Raw genomic sequence first — 15,501 nt, 5'->3', positions numbered from 1 at the left:
CCCATCAACTTAAGAATTTAGAATTACCCCAAAATGAAAAAAATAAGCTTTTTGTTACTTAATAACGGTGTGTCTGTAGCCCTAAAAGGGGCATTTAATTATTAGAATATAATTATTACATTATCGCATACAGTAAAACATATATTTAATAATAGGAAACAGGATTAATACCTTAGCTAAATTTAAATGATTCGTACTATATCTATCAAGAAAAACCTATTCAAGATTAATTAAAATTCAATTATCTGAGCTTTTTTCAAATCAGCAAACCATTCACCTATTATATCGTTATGATGCTTAATAATTTGGGATGCCGATAATAATGTAGTGTCATATGTACTATGCCCATCTTCAACAAGAGTAACATCATACCCTAAGCTATATGCACGTCGACACGTCGCATCTATACATATTTCAGACTGAACGCCTGTAATCACAATGTGTTCGATGTCCCTTTTATTCAATTCTTGTTGAAGACTTGTTTCATGAAATGAATCAGGGTGGTTTTTTTCAAGAACGATATCTTCAGATAGTGGAGCTACAGATTCATGAATTGCCCATTCCGGATTTCCATGCTCTAATAAAGATCCTGTTTTCCCATTAAACTTCATGTAAAAAATAGGCGCTTGGACAGTACGAGCTTTATGGATTAACAATTGAATGTTTTTTAATAATTCAATTCCTTTATATAGCATTCTTTCTTCTTTAAATGAACCCACTTGTACATCTATAATAAGCAATGCTGCATAGCCTTTTATCATAAACGACCACCTCACATTTTGATTAAAATCATACAAGTAAAATATGTATAAAATAAGTATCCATTTTTAAAGTATCCAAAATGGATAGAGAATATAAATATGTGGAATCATGAATTTTTTTATCTTCAAGCTAGAAATGAATACATTAATAAAGTTTGTATTGCTTAATGTAGCCTAGAGGTGTTTGAATGTAGTGAATTTCGCACGTACAGTGTTAAGTGGCGCAAAAGATGGAGATAACTTCAAAGTCTTACCTATCGCAACGATGGGGATGAAGAATGACCATAAATAGAACCTGTTGTTTATAACAGGTTCTAATCAGAGTTATAGGCTCAATTACAGGAACTACAGATCTACTGGGGGGTAGTGTAATTCCTGATTAAAATTAAGATATGTTAAAAAATTTTAAATATGATTAATCAAATGATAACTAAACAAAATCGTTATTTTAAAGTGACTCAAAAAAGAGCACAGATATAAATGTGCTCTTAGAGAGGTAGGTTAAGTATCCTATTGGCCATTGTTCAAAGTTAATATATGTACGTTTAACTAAAAAGTGAAAAATAAAAACAGGATAGTTAGAAAAAAGCTAACTGTTTCATTGCAACTTGTAAAAAAGAATGTGGGAGGTTCAAAAAAGAAACTATATATAATTATACAAGTAAAACAGAATTGTACAGCATGAAAAGGAGCACTACATAAGTGAGTGCTCATCGATAAGGAGGTAACTTTTTTAGCTAAACACCCTTCTTAAAGAATATGCTGGAAAAGTGGGAAATAAAACTAAAATATAGTAACTAATGATGTTATGAATAACAATTTATAGGGAGAGGTTTAATGTTGTTATTATTTAAATAATAAAGCAGCTAGCTCAATGAACTAACTGCTTTATTGTCCAACAATAACGATACCCACAATACGTTGTAACTTAAAGTTACAACTATAGTATAAACGGAATTAAAAATATTATGTAAAATTAAAAGTGAGCTAAATAAGGAAACTAAAAAGAGCACTAGGTACAAGTGCTCTTTAAAAGAAGACCCTATGAGTTAATAGCTACATATCCGTAATATATGATGACAAACAAGTTAATATAAAAGAGCATTCAGCAGAAAACTAACTGCTCATTCCTAGAAGAAAAGGAAAAACAAAATTAAAGAAGTCACTGTGAATTCAAGCTGCATCAGCCCATCTATAGCATTGGACATAATGAATAGAAACAATAAGGTCATTAAAACTCACTTATAAAAACGTAAAGGAGGCACTGCTTAAATTGTAGTATCTCCTTTTAAAAAAGTTAAGTTCAGCTTTACTTCTGAAATCAAAACAGATAATAAAGTTGTTTATTTCCTTGTGAAACTAAAGCTACCATATAGTTGAATAATATAAATTGTTTTATTCGAATATATAGTTTTAACATTGACTTTCCGTCCTTATCCAATAACGGAGTAAATTCCCCTGCATATCCACTCAACTAAATAAATGATGAATTCCTATTTCTTTATCTACCATTATTACTCGTGAACACATAATTTAGAATTTTATTCGGAAAAACTCAAAAAGGCAGCTAGAAAAAACTAACTGCTCTAGTAAATACTATGAATACAATGTTTATTCGTATTCAAACTTGGATTACCTATATTGTTAACATGCCCTAAAAATTTATTCAATAAAAGAGCAGTTAGCCCAGTCTAACTGCTCGATGCAGAGGTATTGTATGCCGAGTTATTGATTTTATTCAAGGAATAAAGAAATTGTATTTATTTGAAAAATATAGTTGAAGAATTTTATAGAGAAAATGTAGCAAATTCTATATTACAAGAGATACAAGGTGTAGCTCCAATAGAAGACAGAAGTACGAAGACCTAAACAACTTTCTGAACCAAATTTTAGTAAGGCTTCAACTAATTTAACTGCATTTGAAACAAAACTAAATAGTAAAACCTAATTAAATGTGAAATTCAACTAAAATTTAATTCTACATAAGTAACAAAAGATATTCATGAAAATGGATACTTTCTCTTCTAAAAAGTATCTATTTTATGTCCATGTACAAGTGTAGAAAGACATAAAAGTCTAAACTAAAATCTCACAAATAATTGTTGATAAATAGTAATTACCATATAGCAATAGGATTTGTAAATAATAATCAAACCACATACCTAAAATCTCGAAGATTATACTTTAATGAAAAGAATTCGAGGACTTTTTGCAAAGTACGAAAAATTAGAACGTGAACTTAAAGAAGTTAAATATTGCTTGTTGAAAGCAATATTTGTAGCACATAAGATTAATACGTAAAGCAATTATCTTTATATAATCTTGATATGAATTTTACTTTGTCTTTCTATAAATATGATTTTATCTAAATATAAACAAATTACACTCTCCTTATAAAGCATCGAGGAGAGATAATGATGAATCCATTTAGAAAAACAACCCTGTTTGTATTTACACTATCAGTATTAAATACAAACATTGGTATGTCACATGGTGATATTCCTATATTTACTAAAATACAACCTGCAATACCACAAGAGGAGAATGCAAAATCAGAAGTAGAATATATGAGAAATGAATCAGTAGAATCAGAAAAGGTACTTGAAAAAGAAAATAGGCCCATAGAGCAAGAAAAAGTGATAGTAAGGCCATTGGATGTGCCGCTGATTCTACAAAAACCAGAATTGATGAGAGGTTGTGAAGTAACGAGCCTTGCTATGGTGTTGCAATTTTCAGGTGTACAAGTCGATAAGATGGAACTCGCTGCAAAGATAAAGTCTGTACCATTTCAGGGAAAGGGTATAAAGGGGAATATGCACAAAGGGTTTATTGGGGATATAGCTACATTTGATAAACCTGGACTAGGTGTTTATGTAGAGCCGATTTTAGAATTGGCAAAGGAGTATGTTTCAGAAGAGAAAGTGAAGGATCTAAGTCACAAAGAACCTCAGCAAATATATGAGGCGATAGACAGAGGGCAACCTGTATGGGTATTAACAAATGCCCGTTTTAAACGGTTACCTGATGATGAATTTTATACATGGCGTACAGATGCAGGAGAAATGAAAGTGACATATCACCAGCATAGTGTCGTTGTGACCGATTATGATGAACAATATGTATATATTAACGATCCACTAAAGAAGGACAAACACAGAGCAATTGATCGGAATAGTTTTGAACAAGCCTGGATTCAAATGGGAAGACAAGCGATGACAGTTTCAATGTAAAACGAACGTAGATTGGATGAGAATAGAGATGAAAAAAGTTTTAATAGTTGAAGATGAACAGATTATCCGAGAGACTGTAGCCCATTATTTCTCGCATGATGGATATGAAGTAATTACAGCGGAAGATGGTCAAATTGGGCTAGATTTGTTTGCTGAACAAGAGCATAATATCAGTTTAGTTATTTTGGATATTATGCTCCCATTAATGGATGGATGGTCAGTGTGTAGACGTATTCGAAAGAATTCTAATGTTCCTATTATCCTATTAACGGCACGAAGTGATGAAGATGATACGTTACTTGGATTTGAACTTGGGGCAGACGATTATGTAACAAAACCATTTAAACCGTCTATTTTATTAGCGAGAGCAAAACGTTTGTTCAAAGATACAAATCAACAAGTACAATATCAGGACTGTATTAATTTATGTGGTATTCGCTTAGATAAATCAGCACGTTCTGTTTCAATAGATGGACAAAAAATAGATTTTACACATACAGAATATGAAATTTTACACTCTTTAATGCAACACAAGGAACAAGTACTATCAAGAGAGCAGTTAATCACAAATATTTGGGGATACGATTATGATGGAGATGATAAAACACTAACTGCACATATGCGTAATGTACGATTAAAACTTGGTGAGAAAGCAAAACACATTATTACAGTTGTTCGTACGGGTTATAAATTTGAGGTAGAAAAATGATGAGAAAGAAGATTGTGTTTCAGTTATTTTCTCTTACCTTTTTACTATGTTGCATGATTATCGCAGCTATCTTTTTCGGACAAATGTATGTGATGAAATACTTATATATAGATAAAGAAAAAGAAAATGTTCAGAAGCAATTACAACGGTACTATACATTTTATGAAGCTCATAAACAGGATGAAAATACACTCCAGAGGAAGGAACTCTCGTATGCTAATCAGCAGGGTATTATGATTGCTAGGCTCGATAAAGAAGCCAATATCAAGAAATTACCATCAGGAGATCATTATATAAAAACAGTTGATAAAAATGATTCGAGTCGATCCTCTAAGGTTGTGTTTAATAATTTAATCAATGCAAAGAAAGATATGGATCCTAATTTCAGTATATTAATTACAAGTTTACTCAATAAAACGACTAAACTAGCTATCATGGATACAGTAAGTAAAAGATCGAATAAAGACATAGTGATTCCTACAACATTGAGAATAAAAGGTTATGATGGAAATTTTGTTGCACCTACTTATTATCAGATTGATAAATATATGATGTCTGGTGCTAAAAATGGTATGAAGGTTTTTTCAAAAGAAGAAAGTGAGAAATATTATTTCTTAGAGGGAATTGTAACAGAGATAAATTTCCCAGTTTACTTCAATTCAAAAATGAATAATACATTGTATAGTAATGAGGTGTTTGCAAATCGTATTTTGCAATTTCAATCGGAATGGATCAGCGATAAAGTGAAATTACAAGGAGACGAATGGGTTCAGAATGAAATCAGTATAGATGGAATCAAGTATCTAGAAACGATAAAACCACTCATGCAAAATGGACAAGTAAATGAATTCATTTATACATTGTCTTCGTTACAACCGATTACAAAAGTGACAGATGTAATGAGTGATTATTATATATATTATAGCATTTGTGCTGATTCTATCGCTGGTTGTATGTTTATATTATTCAAGAATTATTACCAAACCATTACTAAAAATTAATGAAGCAACGAAAAAAATAATGCAATTTCAATTTCAAGATAAGCTTTCTATCAAATCAAAAAATGAAATTGGTGAGCTTTCCTCTAATATTAATCAACTCTCAGAAAGAATGGAAGGATATATCAATCAGTTAAAAACAGACTTAGAAAAAGAGAAAAAATTAGAACAGACACGAAAAGATTTCATTGCAGGCGTTTCGCATGAATTAAAAACGCCACTCAGTGTCATGCAAATATCTGCATCTATGCTGCAAGATGGAATCGCGCCTGAAATGAATCAATATTATTGGGAAGCATTAGAAAAAGAAATAGAGAAAATGAATGTGTTAATAGATGAAATGTTGAATTTGGCTAAATATGAATCCGGAACGTACCAAATACAGATGGAGCAGGTTAATATAGGGAATTTAATTCAAAAGGCAGCAAAAGATTTACAAGTTCAAATTAAAGAAAAATCACTACACATCAAATTAAATATAGATAATGTTTGTGTTAAAGGTAAAACACATCTGTTAGAACAGGTCATAACAAACTTGTTTACCAACGCGATTCGCTATACAGATGCGAATCGAACCATTGTGATAGATGTAAACGAGAAACAACATGACGTATATATAGGGTTTGAAAATAAAGGGGCACATATAGCAGAAGAAAACATAGATAAAATATGGGATCAATTCTATAGAGTGGATAAATCAAGAAAAAGAGTATATGGTGGAACGGGTCTTGGACTTTCAATTGTAAAAAATATATTAGATTTACATAATGTAAAGTACGGTGTAACTAATACAAAAGATGGGGTATTGTTCTACTTCCATTTAGAAAAATGGGATACAAAGTAGTAAGATGTAACATTGATATTATAGATTTTACTGTGGTGTTAAAGGCGATTTACATTCATATAAATTATTTTTAAAAAGGTGCGGAGTCAACTGAAATGTACCCTTTAAAATGGACAGTTTAATAAAAAAAAACTGAAAAATCAAGCCCGGAAAAGATGGTTCCGATATTCAATCGGAATCATCTTTTTTAATGTTCACTGATAACGATTATAATTATACCCCTCCATCTATTAATGGTATCTTTAGTAAAGTTGAAGAATATGTAGGCTAAAGCGTCCATAGCGTTGCTTTTTTTGGTTATATAAGGGTAATATCATATAGGAGTAGAGGCCATGCATATTTGCACCAGAACCGGTTAAAATTAAGGTGGTTCAGTTAGAGAAAGGAACTTTATGGTATCATTTTAGCGAGTTTATTTATATTAAACTATATAAATAAGAAGTTGCATAAAGGTAAGTAAATATTATAATTGATTTTGAACCATTTAATCCAACAATAAATGACATAGCGATCAAACTTACTATGGTACTTTTTATACCGTTATTCTTAGCCTTGCTTATCAAAGTCATACTTATGAAATTTATGAGAGAATCGATTGCTGGCAGACTAGCATATCTATCTTGTCTATTTTTTATGTACTATGTATTTAAATTTGTTACAGAGTAGAAAGACATCTTAGGATGTCTTTTCTTTATAAATAACAGTAATGTAGTATTTAAGCCTATACGTTCACACAAGATTACATGTATTTAGTTCTGTATATCAATAAAGTTTTGGAACTTGATTTTCTTATCCAATCAAGTTCCAAAAAACTCTAAACTAAAAACTTATAAAGAATCTTTGATAAATAGCCATTATTATAAATTTTGTAGGTACTTTCATGTCTTAATAACAGGACATGAAAGTCTAAACCTTTTGAACATAGGACAAAAAACTCTTAACTACTTAGCCAGTAATATCTTTAACTTATTTTATTATAATAGATGAAAATAATGATAAAATTATACCTTTTTCCTAATTGCACGTGTGAATATTCTGATACAATAGAATTAAATAAATTTAAAGTTAGGGTGAAACGTAATGTGGGATAGTCATTTCCATGGTACTCCAAGTAAAGTGATAGTTGAAGAGATTTCTTCGGAAAACAATAGTGATAAAACTTTTAAAGTTGGACAAATATATTCACATCCATTATATGTTTATAAGCTAGAAATTTCTAAAATTGAAGCGTATAAAGGTGAAAGTTATAGTTATAGAAATGCTTCTATATTTGTAAAGCCTTGCTTTTTTAATAGGGAAAATGAAATTGTTAAATTAGATGAGTATGAGATGACTACAGAAGAATTGAACGCAGACAAATGGTGGATTGAATCAGAAAAATAGAGGTGAGAATACTATGATTAATTTACTTATAAATACAGGTCTTTCTAAAAAGCTGTTAAGTGAATGGCATCCTATCAAGAATGGTCACTTGAATCCTGAAGATATTACATATGGAAGTTACGAATATATTTGGTGGGAGTGCTCTGAGGGACATGTTTGGGGATCAACTCCTAATGATAGGCTGAAAGTTGAAGATGAGCTTTGTCCAAAGTGTATGAAGAAAAAGCAGCAGCTAGATAAATTAAACAATGTTAATAAAATAGAAGCTAAATCACTTAGATGTATTGATCCAGATTTATCTAAGCAATGGAATTTCAAAAGAAATGCAGATGTAACACCTGATAATGAGATGATTGATGAAGAGAATTGGAATGTTAGATGGTGGATATGTGGTAAGGGTCATGAGTGGAAGGAGTCTGTTAGAAGTAGACTTCATGATAAAACTGTGTGTCCATACTGTTCAAATAAGAAAGTTTGCAAAGACAACTCATTAGCAACAATGTATCCAGAGATAGCAAAGGAGTTTTGTATCTTTGACACATGTTATCGGCAGAAATTCCGAAATCCATATGAGGCAATTTATACTTCAAATGAAGAAGTAATGTGGGTTTGTAAAGAAGGTCATATGTGGAGAGAAAAAATAAATTTAAGAGTGAAAAATGGTAAGGGATGTAGAACTTGTGAAAAGTATCAACAGTCAATTGCTCTTCATAACCCAGAAATAGCAAAAGAATGGCATCCTACAAAGAATAAAGAAGTATATGGTGTAACAACACCAGAGGAGACATCTACCAGATGTAACGAAAGAGCATGGTGGATTTGTGGTAAGTGTGGACATGAATATAAAGCAATGGTCAAAGCTAGACATGAAGGGGCTGCAAAATGTCCGTCATGTTATCCTCCAGAACCAAGGGTAAGAAAAAAGAAAAGAGAAGCTTTATTTCAAACTTATAATAAGATGGAAGATAATAGGGTTATCTTTGAGAAGAATTTAAGAGGAAAATTTAAAGATAGTGAAGGATAGCTTGAAATCTTTTTTCAAATTTGTGCTGGGAAGCTAAAAAACTAAAAAAGTGTCCTTTTTGCTTTTTTAGTTTTTTACATTTTATTTTGTGGAAATGAATTTAAATAAAAGCACCTATAAATCTCTAAGGTGCTTATTTTACTATATCTAGACCTTGCTATTTTGTGTAGCAAGGTCTTTTATTATATGTTCTATTTATAAAGTGAATTTAGTACGATAGAACATTTTCAATACTCCTAGAAATCATAGCAGTGCTTTTTTGTTATAAAGGATAATATTATATAGGAGTAGAAGCCATGCATATGACAAAAAAGAACAATTTCGGTAGGAATCCTGATTGTTCCCTGAAATGCGTCTTATATTTGCAAAAGAACCGGTTAAAATTAAGATTGTTCAGTTGGAGGAAGGAACCTTATGGTATCTTTTTAGCGAGTTTATTTGTATAATTTTATTCTTTAAATAGAACGATAAGAGAAAGGTAAGTGAATATTATAATTAATTTCGAACCATTTAATCCAATAATGAATGACATAGCGATCAAACTTGCTATGGTACTATTTATACCGTTATTCTTAGCATTGCTTGTCAAAGTCATACTTATGAAATTTATGAGAGAATCCGTTGCTGGCAGGCTAGCCTATCTATCTTGTCTATTTTTTATGTACTATGTATTTAAATTTGTTACAGAATAGATAGGCATCTTAGGATGCCTTTTTTATAAATAAAAGTAACGTAGTATTTAAACATATACGTTCACACAAGATCACATGTATTTAGTTCTGTAAATCTATAAAACTTTAGTTTGGATTTTCTTGGCCCAAGCTAGTCCCAAAAATGAGAGTTTAGAGTTTCATGCCTTTGTACAGTACATTAAGATAGGAGGGGAGTTTAACTCACATTTCCTCAACTGTTCGTTAAATTCCGATTTAACGAACAGTTGGTATTGTCTTATTTATATGTTATGATGTTATTGTCATTTATTATAAGTTGAGGAGAATTAATATGAAAATTCCTTTTATGAAAGAAAAAACAAAAAAAGTAGAAAAAAGATATTTGCAAGCAGAAACATTTGTACAACTATTCTGTGGTTTAATGATTCCTAGAATACGAGACGGAAAAGACATTGAGACAGCTTGGAATGAAATAAAAGATTACTTTGAGGAACCTCGTTTTAAACATGAAAAAGTATGTTTCAGTAAAGGTTTGAAGTATAATTTCGAAGATCTTATTGAAGCATACAATGAATTATATTATGAAGAAACACCCGTCTACTTCAATTTACTACAAGTATTTAAAGAATACCATGCCAGTGAAAAACAAATATTAGCTGATCAGTTAACCATTTATCAGGTAATGAATACAAGAGTGCCTTATAGTACAGAGTCCTACTTTCCCAACACTAAATAATAGTTTGTAAATGTTATAGTATGAATGACGTATGAATCATCCATAATGAAATTTTCAAGCGAATTAGTAAATAGAATATGATTTCAAAACGACAAGAACATTTGTTCGTTAAAATTGTATTTAACGTGAAGAATAGATAGCTGTTTTTTTATTCTTCGTATATAATCAAATTTCCCACTATGAAAGGATGTTTTTTACTGTGAGATCTAATTTTGTAGATATTGTAGGGTATCAGTTTGAAAAAGTTCATACAGGTGCTATAAAATGGTTGTTAGACTCAAGCAATGAATTGATTGATCACAACGAAAAATCAAATGTGCTTCGCAATTTATATAAAATGTGTGGCATCCTCCCCCCTTTCAAAAGTTCGGATATTGATTTTATAGAGTGTAAACCCGAATTTTCTATCGGAAGTGGAAAAAGAGTGGATCTTGTTATTGAAATAACACTAAATAATGGTGACCTAAAATATATAGTAATCGAAATGAAAGTTGACACTATAGCCAAAAAAGACCAACTTACTGCAACCTACGATGGTTTTCACAGCAGCGAAGATGCTATATTTATTCTTTTCCTGTTTGGATCTTCTCAAATTTGTCAGATTCCAAAACATAAGCACTTTAATACTTTTTGCTTAAATGATATCATGTCTGCCTTTAATAACATTGATAGTGAGCACTATATATACAGGGATTGGATGGACTCTTTGCAAGTCGAGTTAAAAAAAGGTAAAACCATTAAGAACTTACTTCCTACTTTAACTAATATTAAAGATAAAGATTCTTGGCGCAAGAACGGGTATCGTACGCATTTCACTGCTTTTTATTACCTTTACAAACATCTAAAATCCAATTCAAAAAACGAAATAGCCTGGAATATTTACAGTGGTAATAATAATCCAATTATGAATTGGGAACCAGGATGGTTAGATAAAACCATTTCTAATAAAAAAATAACATTCTATTGGGAATTTAATTATCAAGATCTTATTTTAAAAGTTAAATTACCAACGGAAGGGTATCTTTCAAGTCAAGAATTACATCAATTAAAATCAAATATTATTTCAATAGTATCTAAAAATCCCCAAATTAAGGGAAATATTGCTCGTAGGCAATCAATACCTAGAGTATATAACTCCCTATATAAATGGAAGTTTGACTTTTTAACGGAGAGTTTTGAAGAGATAATGATGAAAGCAGAATTAATTATTCAAAAAATTCATCCCGAATTAAAAAAATCTAATTGGGAATTTCCCAAAAGTAAATCAGTATAATACTCCAAAGTATTAGAGGTGTATAAAATGAGTAACAAAGAAAAAGAACGCTTTAAATCACTTGTCGAAAAGCACAAAAAAAATATGCCCTGGTATGTAGTAGAATATATAGAAATGAAAGCAATGCTCTCCCCTGCTACTTTATATGGATATATAACAGAATTTGAAAAGTTTTTTAAATGGATGATTGAGAAACGAATAGCGGTCATAAATGGAAATGTCGCAACTGAAATACATGAAATTCCAATTGAATTGTTAGAAAGCCTACCTTTAAATGAAGTGAATCGATTTCATATGTACCTTAAGAGTGAAGGTATTGAAATCAAAGCAATTAACAGGACCTTTTCGGCTTTAAAATCTCTTTTTAAATACCTTTCACAAAAAACTGAAGATGAATATGGGAATAGCTATCTTTCACGAAATGTAATGGATAAAATAGAATTACATAAAGAAAAAATAGATGCTGCAGCAAGAGCAGATGATGTAGCGAATATGATATTTAATAATAATGATGATGCTGCATTCCTGCGCTTTCTAGCAAACGATTATGAATTTATTCTGAAAGAAACTTCTACTCGTAAATACAATTACTTTTTACGTGACAAAGAACGTGATATTGCCTTAATTAGCCTTATTTTAGGTACAGGGCTACGTGTATCAGAATTAGCAAGTCTTAGCCTATCTAGCGTTAATTTCCGCCAAAAAACTATCAAAGTGATTCGTAAAGGGAATAAAAAATCATCCATACTTGCTACTCAATCCAGTCTAGATGATGTACAAGAGTATTTGAAAGTACGCCAAGAAAGGTATGGTTGTCCTCCAGAAGAAGAAATTATGTTTGTAACAAGGTACCAAGGAAAATACACCCAGCTTTCTGTCCGTGCCATACAAAATTTAGTAGATAAATATACAAGTGCATTTGATGAAAAACGCAGTCCTCATAAACTACGACATACCTATGCTACAAATCATTATAAAGAAAATAAGGATCTAGTATTATTACGCGATCAACTTGGCCATACCTCTGTTGAAGTTACTAGTATTTATACTAATATTAATAACGAGAAGAAACGCGAAGCCATTGATCGATTAGAAAAAAGACAATTTGAATAAAAACAGGATACTTCCTTAAAGAAGTATCCTGTTTTTATACTGTTGAATTTATTACTCAGTGATAAAAAAACTTACCAGCCTGAAACACCAGTTAATACAGCTTGATTGGCTGAATTACATTTATTATACACTTCCCAATAAGCATCTACGATCCAACCTTTTTTATACTCTCTATCAGCTGAGAACGCTGCATATAGTGCTGTGCCTAAATTCACTAATTCGAATTGAGATGCTGACTCAATATTCTTGACTCGTTCTTGTAAATTAGCTGAAAAGGCTTCAATATCCTTTTGTGATGTTAACTGTTGAATTTGTTGGTATAAGTAATTTGAAAGCCCCTTAGCGGGTATATTATTTGATAATGCACTTAAAATCTTTTCAAGTAAACTCTTTTTCATTCTTGTTCAACCCCATTTCAATTTATGTAAACTAAACGTATTAGGTTTTTATATAATACATTATATCATTATATTATGTATTATATATGTAATCACGAAAAATCACCGTTCAATTTTTCTATCCCCCCTTAACTAAATAAAGGTGAAATTTTCATATTCACTTGGAGCAGTTGCCCTTAATCCCAACCACTTTTTCTCTTTTCTTGTTCTATTGTTATGCGTTCTTTATATTCATAAGCCTTTATTTCATTACCTACATCAATTTGGTTAAAAACATCACTTTTCACGTCTATAATTCGCATCTTTTCATTCGTATATAATGTAATAAGATGTTTGTCTGGAGAACCTGTATCACCCATAAGAGGATTTCCAGGATCGCCTTCAATAAATTTTTTATCGATAACCTTCGCCTGTACTAACCTTCCTTTTTTTACTGTCTCTTCTTCAATTTCATATTCTGTCATAGCTGACTGTATTGCCGGAAAAATAAACCACACAATTATAATCGTAATAATAGTTATAAAAAAACACACTATAACATTTGCATTGGTTTTTTCATTAGATTTATGCATTATATTTATCCCTTCCCAGTTATGAAAATCACTTCTCTCTTACTTCTACAATTCTTTCTTTACTGAGTTGAATTCCTTCTTCTTCACTTATAGCTTATTAATATTCATCTCGGCACTCCCCCTTTCAGAGTATTAATTTTAGAATAATATATATATAAATTATATATTTTATATATACGAAAAACAACAATAAACTTAATGAAGTTTATTGTTGTTTTTTGAGCGATGAGTGAATTAACTTTTTTTTCAGAATTTTATTGATAAATAAATTAAAATTACATAATATATCCTGCTTTTCTGCTATGATGGTAATAAATAGGATACTCTATAGGATGGGGGAATATATAATGATTGCTTCGATAAAGGGTAATGAGCAAATCACAAAAATGTTAAATGACTGGTATATAGAGATTCGTGCCAGACATATTGGAAAGGCGCATAAATTAAAAGTTGAAATTGATCAAAAAATACACAATATTGAAGAGGACCAAAACCTGCTTTTATACTATTCTCTTTTAGATTTTCGTCATCAATATATGGTTGATAGTTTAAGCATTGGAAAAGACAGTTTTGATAAGGTTGAATCATTAGAGGTGCCTGCAGATCAGTTTTTATCGTACTACTACCATTTCTTTAAAGCTATTCATTCAAATATTACAGGTAACTTTACAAGTGCGAAAGAACATTACAACAAAGCTGAAGAACTATTAAACCATATCCCGGATGAAGTTGAACATGGAGAATTTTATTTCAAACTATCCACTTTCCATTATCATATCTATAAGCCATTGGCGGCTATCAAAGAAGCAACTAAGGCAAAAGAGATTTTTAAAAAGCATGCAGGATATGAGGCTACTATTGCGTTATGTGATAATTTAATTGGTTTAGCTTGTACACACTTAAAACAATTTGAAGAAGCTGAAGAACACTTTATTACAGCTATTAATACATTTAAAAAATCAGGTGAAGAAAAATTTATTACGTTTGTTCGTCACAACTTAGGATTAATGTATGCTGGCCAAAATTTATCTGAACTAGCAATACGATACTTATCTGAAGTAATACAAGAACTCCCTAAAGACTATAAAGCAATCTTTATTAAGGCTAGAGAGCATATGGAAATGGGAGATTCAGAGGAAACTTCTAACCTTATAGATAAAGGATTAGAAGTTTGTAAAGAGCTTAAAAATGAAGAGTACGAACATCACTTTTGGATTTTAGAAAAGTTAAATCAAAAAGTAACCGCTGACGAATTAGAAAAGACAATTAAAACAGGAATCTCTTATTTTGAGAGAGAAAACCTACATGAGTACGTACAAGAATACGCTAAAAAATTAGCAGTTTTATTCCATCAAGAGAATAACCGTTCAAAAGCAAGTGATTATTTTTACCTTAGCCATCAAGCCGAAGAAAAAAACTTTGAGAAGGAGGCTTTAAAATGAGAAAAGTAATTTTTAGCTTAATCGGGATTACAGCTGCATTCACATTTATTTTGAATTCTAGCCATGCAACTGATACACAGAAAGCGCTTAGTGAGGAAAAAATTGTACAATATGCTCACGGCCATACTGGCGGATGATAAAAAACAAGGGTCTTCACTTCATTGTGAGGACTTTTATTTTTATATGGGGATCCCTATTATAAAATTACAAAATACAATCATTTCAGAATCTTAATATAGAAATTAAAAGTAACTGGTTCCTTTTGCATCCATAAAAGGGAGCTTAAAATTTTAAGAGAGGAATTAACTATTAATGCATACACAAGAAGATTTCTATAAAAAATTAAT

General features: G+C 30.8%; 13 protein-coding genes and 1 pseudogene. 11 read left to right on the top strand and 3 right to left on the bottom strand.

All coding sequences use genetic code 11. The features are described 5' to 3' along the window. Nucleotides 1-230: 230 nt before the first annotated feature. Nucleotides 231-761 carry a cysteine hydrolase family protein gene (locus KI369_RS05840; protein ID WP_000589748.1) on the bottom strand — a complete coding sequence of 177 codons (531 nt, stop codon included), beginning with the start codon at nt 759-761 and terminating at the stop codon, nt 231-233. Nucleotides 762-3,175: 2,414 nt separating this feature from the next. Here KI369_RS05840 and KI369_RS05830 point away from each other — a divergent pair. From KI369_RS05830 to xerS, 9 genes and pseudogenes are all read left to right on the top strand, one after another. Next, nucleotides 3,176-3,991 (top strand): C39 family peptidase, encoded by an 816-nt coding sequence (locus KI369_RS05830; RefSeq protein WP_001997354.1) that lies wholly within the window; start codon nt 3,176-3,178, stop codon nt 3,989-3,991. Between the two features lie 28 nt (nt 3,992-4,019). Continuing rightward, a complete protein-coding gene (locus tag KI369_RS05825) occupies nt 4,020-4,700 on the top strand; it encodes a response regulator transcription factor (protein ID WP_000756749.1) in 681 nt (226 codons plus the stop codon). Continuing rightward, nucleotides 4,700-6,542: pseudogene (locus KI369_RS05820) on the top strand (sensor histidine kinase). Before KI369_RS05825 ends, KI369_RS05820 begins: the two are co-directional and overlap by 1 nt. 1,080 nt (nt 6,543-7,622) lie before the next feature. Beyond that, nucleotides 7,623-7,925 (top strand): hypothetical protein, encoded by a 303-nt coding sequence (locus KI369_RS05815; protein ID WP_000263523.1) that lies wholly within the window; start codon nt 7,623-7,625, stop codon nt 7,923-7,925. Between the two features lie 13 nt (nt 7,926-7,938). Further along, complete coding sequence (locus KI369_RS05810) at nt 7,939-8,949, top strand: zinc-ribbon domain-containing protein (RefSeq protein WP_000609152.1); 1,011 nt, start codon at nt 7,939-7,941, stop codon at nt 8,947-8,949. 482 nt (nt 8,950-9,431) lie between these two features. Further along, the gene (locus KI369_RS29435) at nt 9,432-9,641 is read left to right on the top strand and encodes a hypothetical protein (protein ID WP_001021329.1); all 210 of its coding nucleotides are present in this window, start codon (nt 9,432-9,434) and stop codon (nt 9,639-9,641) included. Nucleotides 9,642-9,951: 310 nt separating this feature from the next. Then, nucleotides 9,952-10,356: a hypothetical protein gene (locus KI369_RS05805; RefSeq protein ID WP_000701128.1), complete on the top strand. Its 405-nt coding sequence runs from the start codon at nt 9,952-9,954 to the stop codon at nt 10,354-10,356. A gap of 187 nt (nt 10,357-10,543) precedes the next feature. Further along, nucleotides 10,544-11,629: a PD-(D/E)XK nuclease family protein gene (locus KI369_RS05800; protein ID WP_002073815.1), complete on the top strand. Its 1,086-nt coding sequence runs from the start codon at nt 10,544-10,546 to the stop codon at nt 11,627-11,629. A gap of 27 nt (nt 11,630-11,656) precedes the next feature. Continuing rightward, on the top strand, nt 11,657-12,742 hold the full coding sequence (gene xerS, locus KI369_RS05795; RefSeq protein WP_000066152.1) for a tyrosine recombinase XerS: 1,086 nt from the start codon (nt 11,657-11,659) through the stop codon (nt 12,740-12,742). 71 nt (nt 12,743-12,813) lie between these two features. Here xerS and KI369_RS05790 read toward each other — a convergent pair whose 3' ends face one another. Together KI369_RS05790 and KI369_RS05785 are read right to left on the bottom strand one after the other, a co-directional pair. Then, nucleotides 12,814-13,140, bottom strand: coding sequence for a hypothetical protein (locus tag KI369_RS05790; protein WP_000749219.1), 327 nt, complete (start codon nt 13,138-13,140; stop codon nt 12,814-12,816). A gap of 176 nt (nt 13,141-13,316) precedes the next feature. Continuing rightward, nucleotides 13,317-13,712 carry a hypothetical protein gene (locus KI369_RS05785; RefSeq protein WP_000549611.1) on the bottom strand — a complete coding sequence of 132 codons (396 nt, stop codon included), beginning with the start codon at nt 13,710-13,712 and terminating at the stop codon, nt 13,317-13,319. A 347-nt stretch (nt 13,713-14,059) separates the two neighbouring features. On the opposite strand from KI369_RS05785, the gene KI369_RS05780 reads away from it, so the two are divergent. Continuing rightward, nucleotides 14,060-15,154, top strand: a complete 1,095-nt coding sequence (locus KI369_RS05780; RefSeq protein WP_000561969.1) for a Rap family tetratricopeptide repeat protein — start codon at nt 14,060-14,062, stop codon at nt 15,152-15,154. Next, nucleotides 15,151-15,291, top strand: a complete 141-nt coding sequence (locus KI369_RS05775; RefSeq protein WP_001233271.1) for a hypothetical protein — start codon at nt 15,151-15,153, stop codon at nt 15,289-15,291. Before KI369_RS05780 ends, KI369_RS05775 begins: the two co-directional genes overlap by 4 nt. Nucleotides 15,292-15,501: the final 210 nt, after the last annotated feature.

The organism is Bacillus sanguinis (assembly GCF_018332475.1).
In the GTDB taxonomy this organism is placed as follows: domain Bacteria; phylum Bacillota; class Bacilli; order Bacillales; family Bacillaceae_G; genus Bacillus_A; species Bacillus_A sanguinis.
The sequence above is the reverse complement of the archived record's forward strand: the minus strand, read 5'-3'. Positions and strand labels throughout refer to the sequence as shown.

What these genes read in the sequence shown, in the direction of transcription:
- KI369_RS05800 (WP_002073815.1), top strand. Translation starts at nt 10,544, where the DNA reads ATGTTTTTTACTGTGAGATCTAATTTTGTAGATATTGTAGGGTATCAG.
- KI369_RS05840 (WP_000589748.1), bottom strand. Translation starts at nt 761, where the DNA reads ATGATAAAAGGCTATGCAGCATTGCTTATTATAGATGTACAAGTGGGT.
- KI369_RS05780 (WP_000561969.1), top strand. Translation starts at nt 14,060, where the DNA reads ATGATTGCTTCGATAAAGGGTAATGAGCAAATCACAAAAATGTTAAAT.
- KI369_RS05830 (WP_001997354.1), top strand. Translation starts at nt 3,176, where the DNA reads ATGATGAATCCATTTAGAAAAACAACCCTGTTTGTATTTACACTATCA.
- KI369_RS05815 (WP_000263523.1), top strand. Translation starts at nt 7,623, where the DNA reads ATGTGGGATAGTCATTTCCATGGTACTCCAAGTAAAGTGATAGTTGAA.
- KI369_RS05825 (WP_000756749.1), top strand. Translation starts at nt 4,020, where the DNA reads ATGAAAAAAGTTTTAATAGTTGAAGATGAACAGATTATCCGAGAGACT.
- xerS (WP_000066152.1), top strand. Translation starts at nt 11,657, where the DNA reads ATGAGTAACAAAGAAAAAGAACGCTTTAAATCACTTGTCGAAAAGCAC.
- KI369_RS05810 (WP_000609152.1), top strand. Translation starts at nt 7,939, where the DNA reads ATGATTAATTTACTTATAAATACAGGTCTTTCTAAAAAGCTGTTAAGT.
- KI369_RS05785 (WP_000549611.1), bottom strand. Translation starts at nt 13,712, where the DNA reads ATGCATAAATCTAATGAAAAAACCAATGCAAATGTTATAGTGTGTTTT.
- KI369_RS05805 (WP_000701128.1), top strand. Translation starts at nt 9,952, where the DNA reads ATGAAAATTCCTTTTATGAAAGAAAAAACAAAAAAAGTAGAAAAAAGA.
- KI369_RS05790 (WP_000749219.1), bottom strand. Translation starts at nt 13,140, where the DNA reads ATGAAAAAGAGTTTACTTGAAAAGATTTTAAGTGCATTATCAAATAAT.
- KI369_RS05775 (WP_001233271.1), top strand. Translation starts at nt 15,151, where the DNA reads ATGAGAAAAGTAATTTTTAGCTTAATCGGGATTACAGCTGCATTCACA.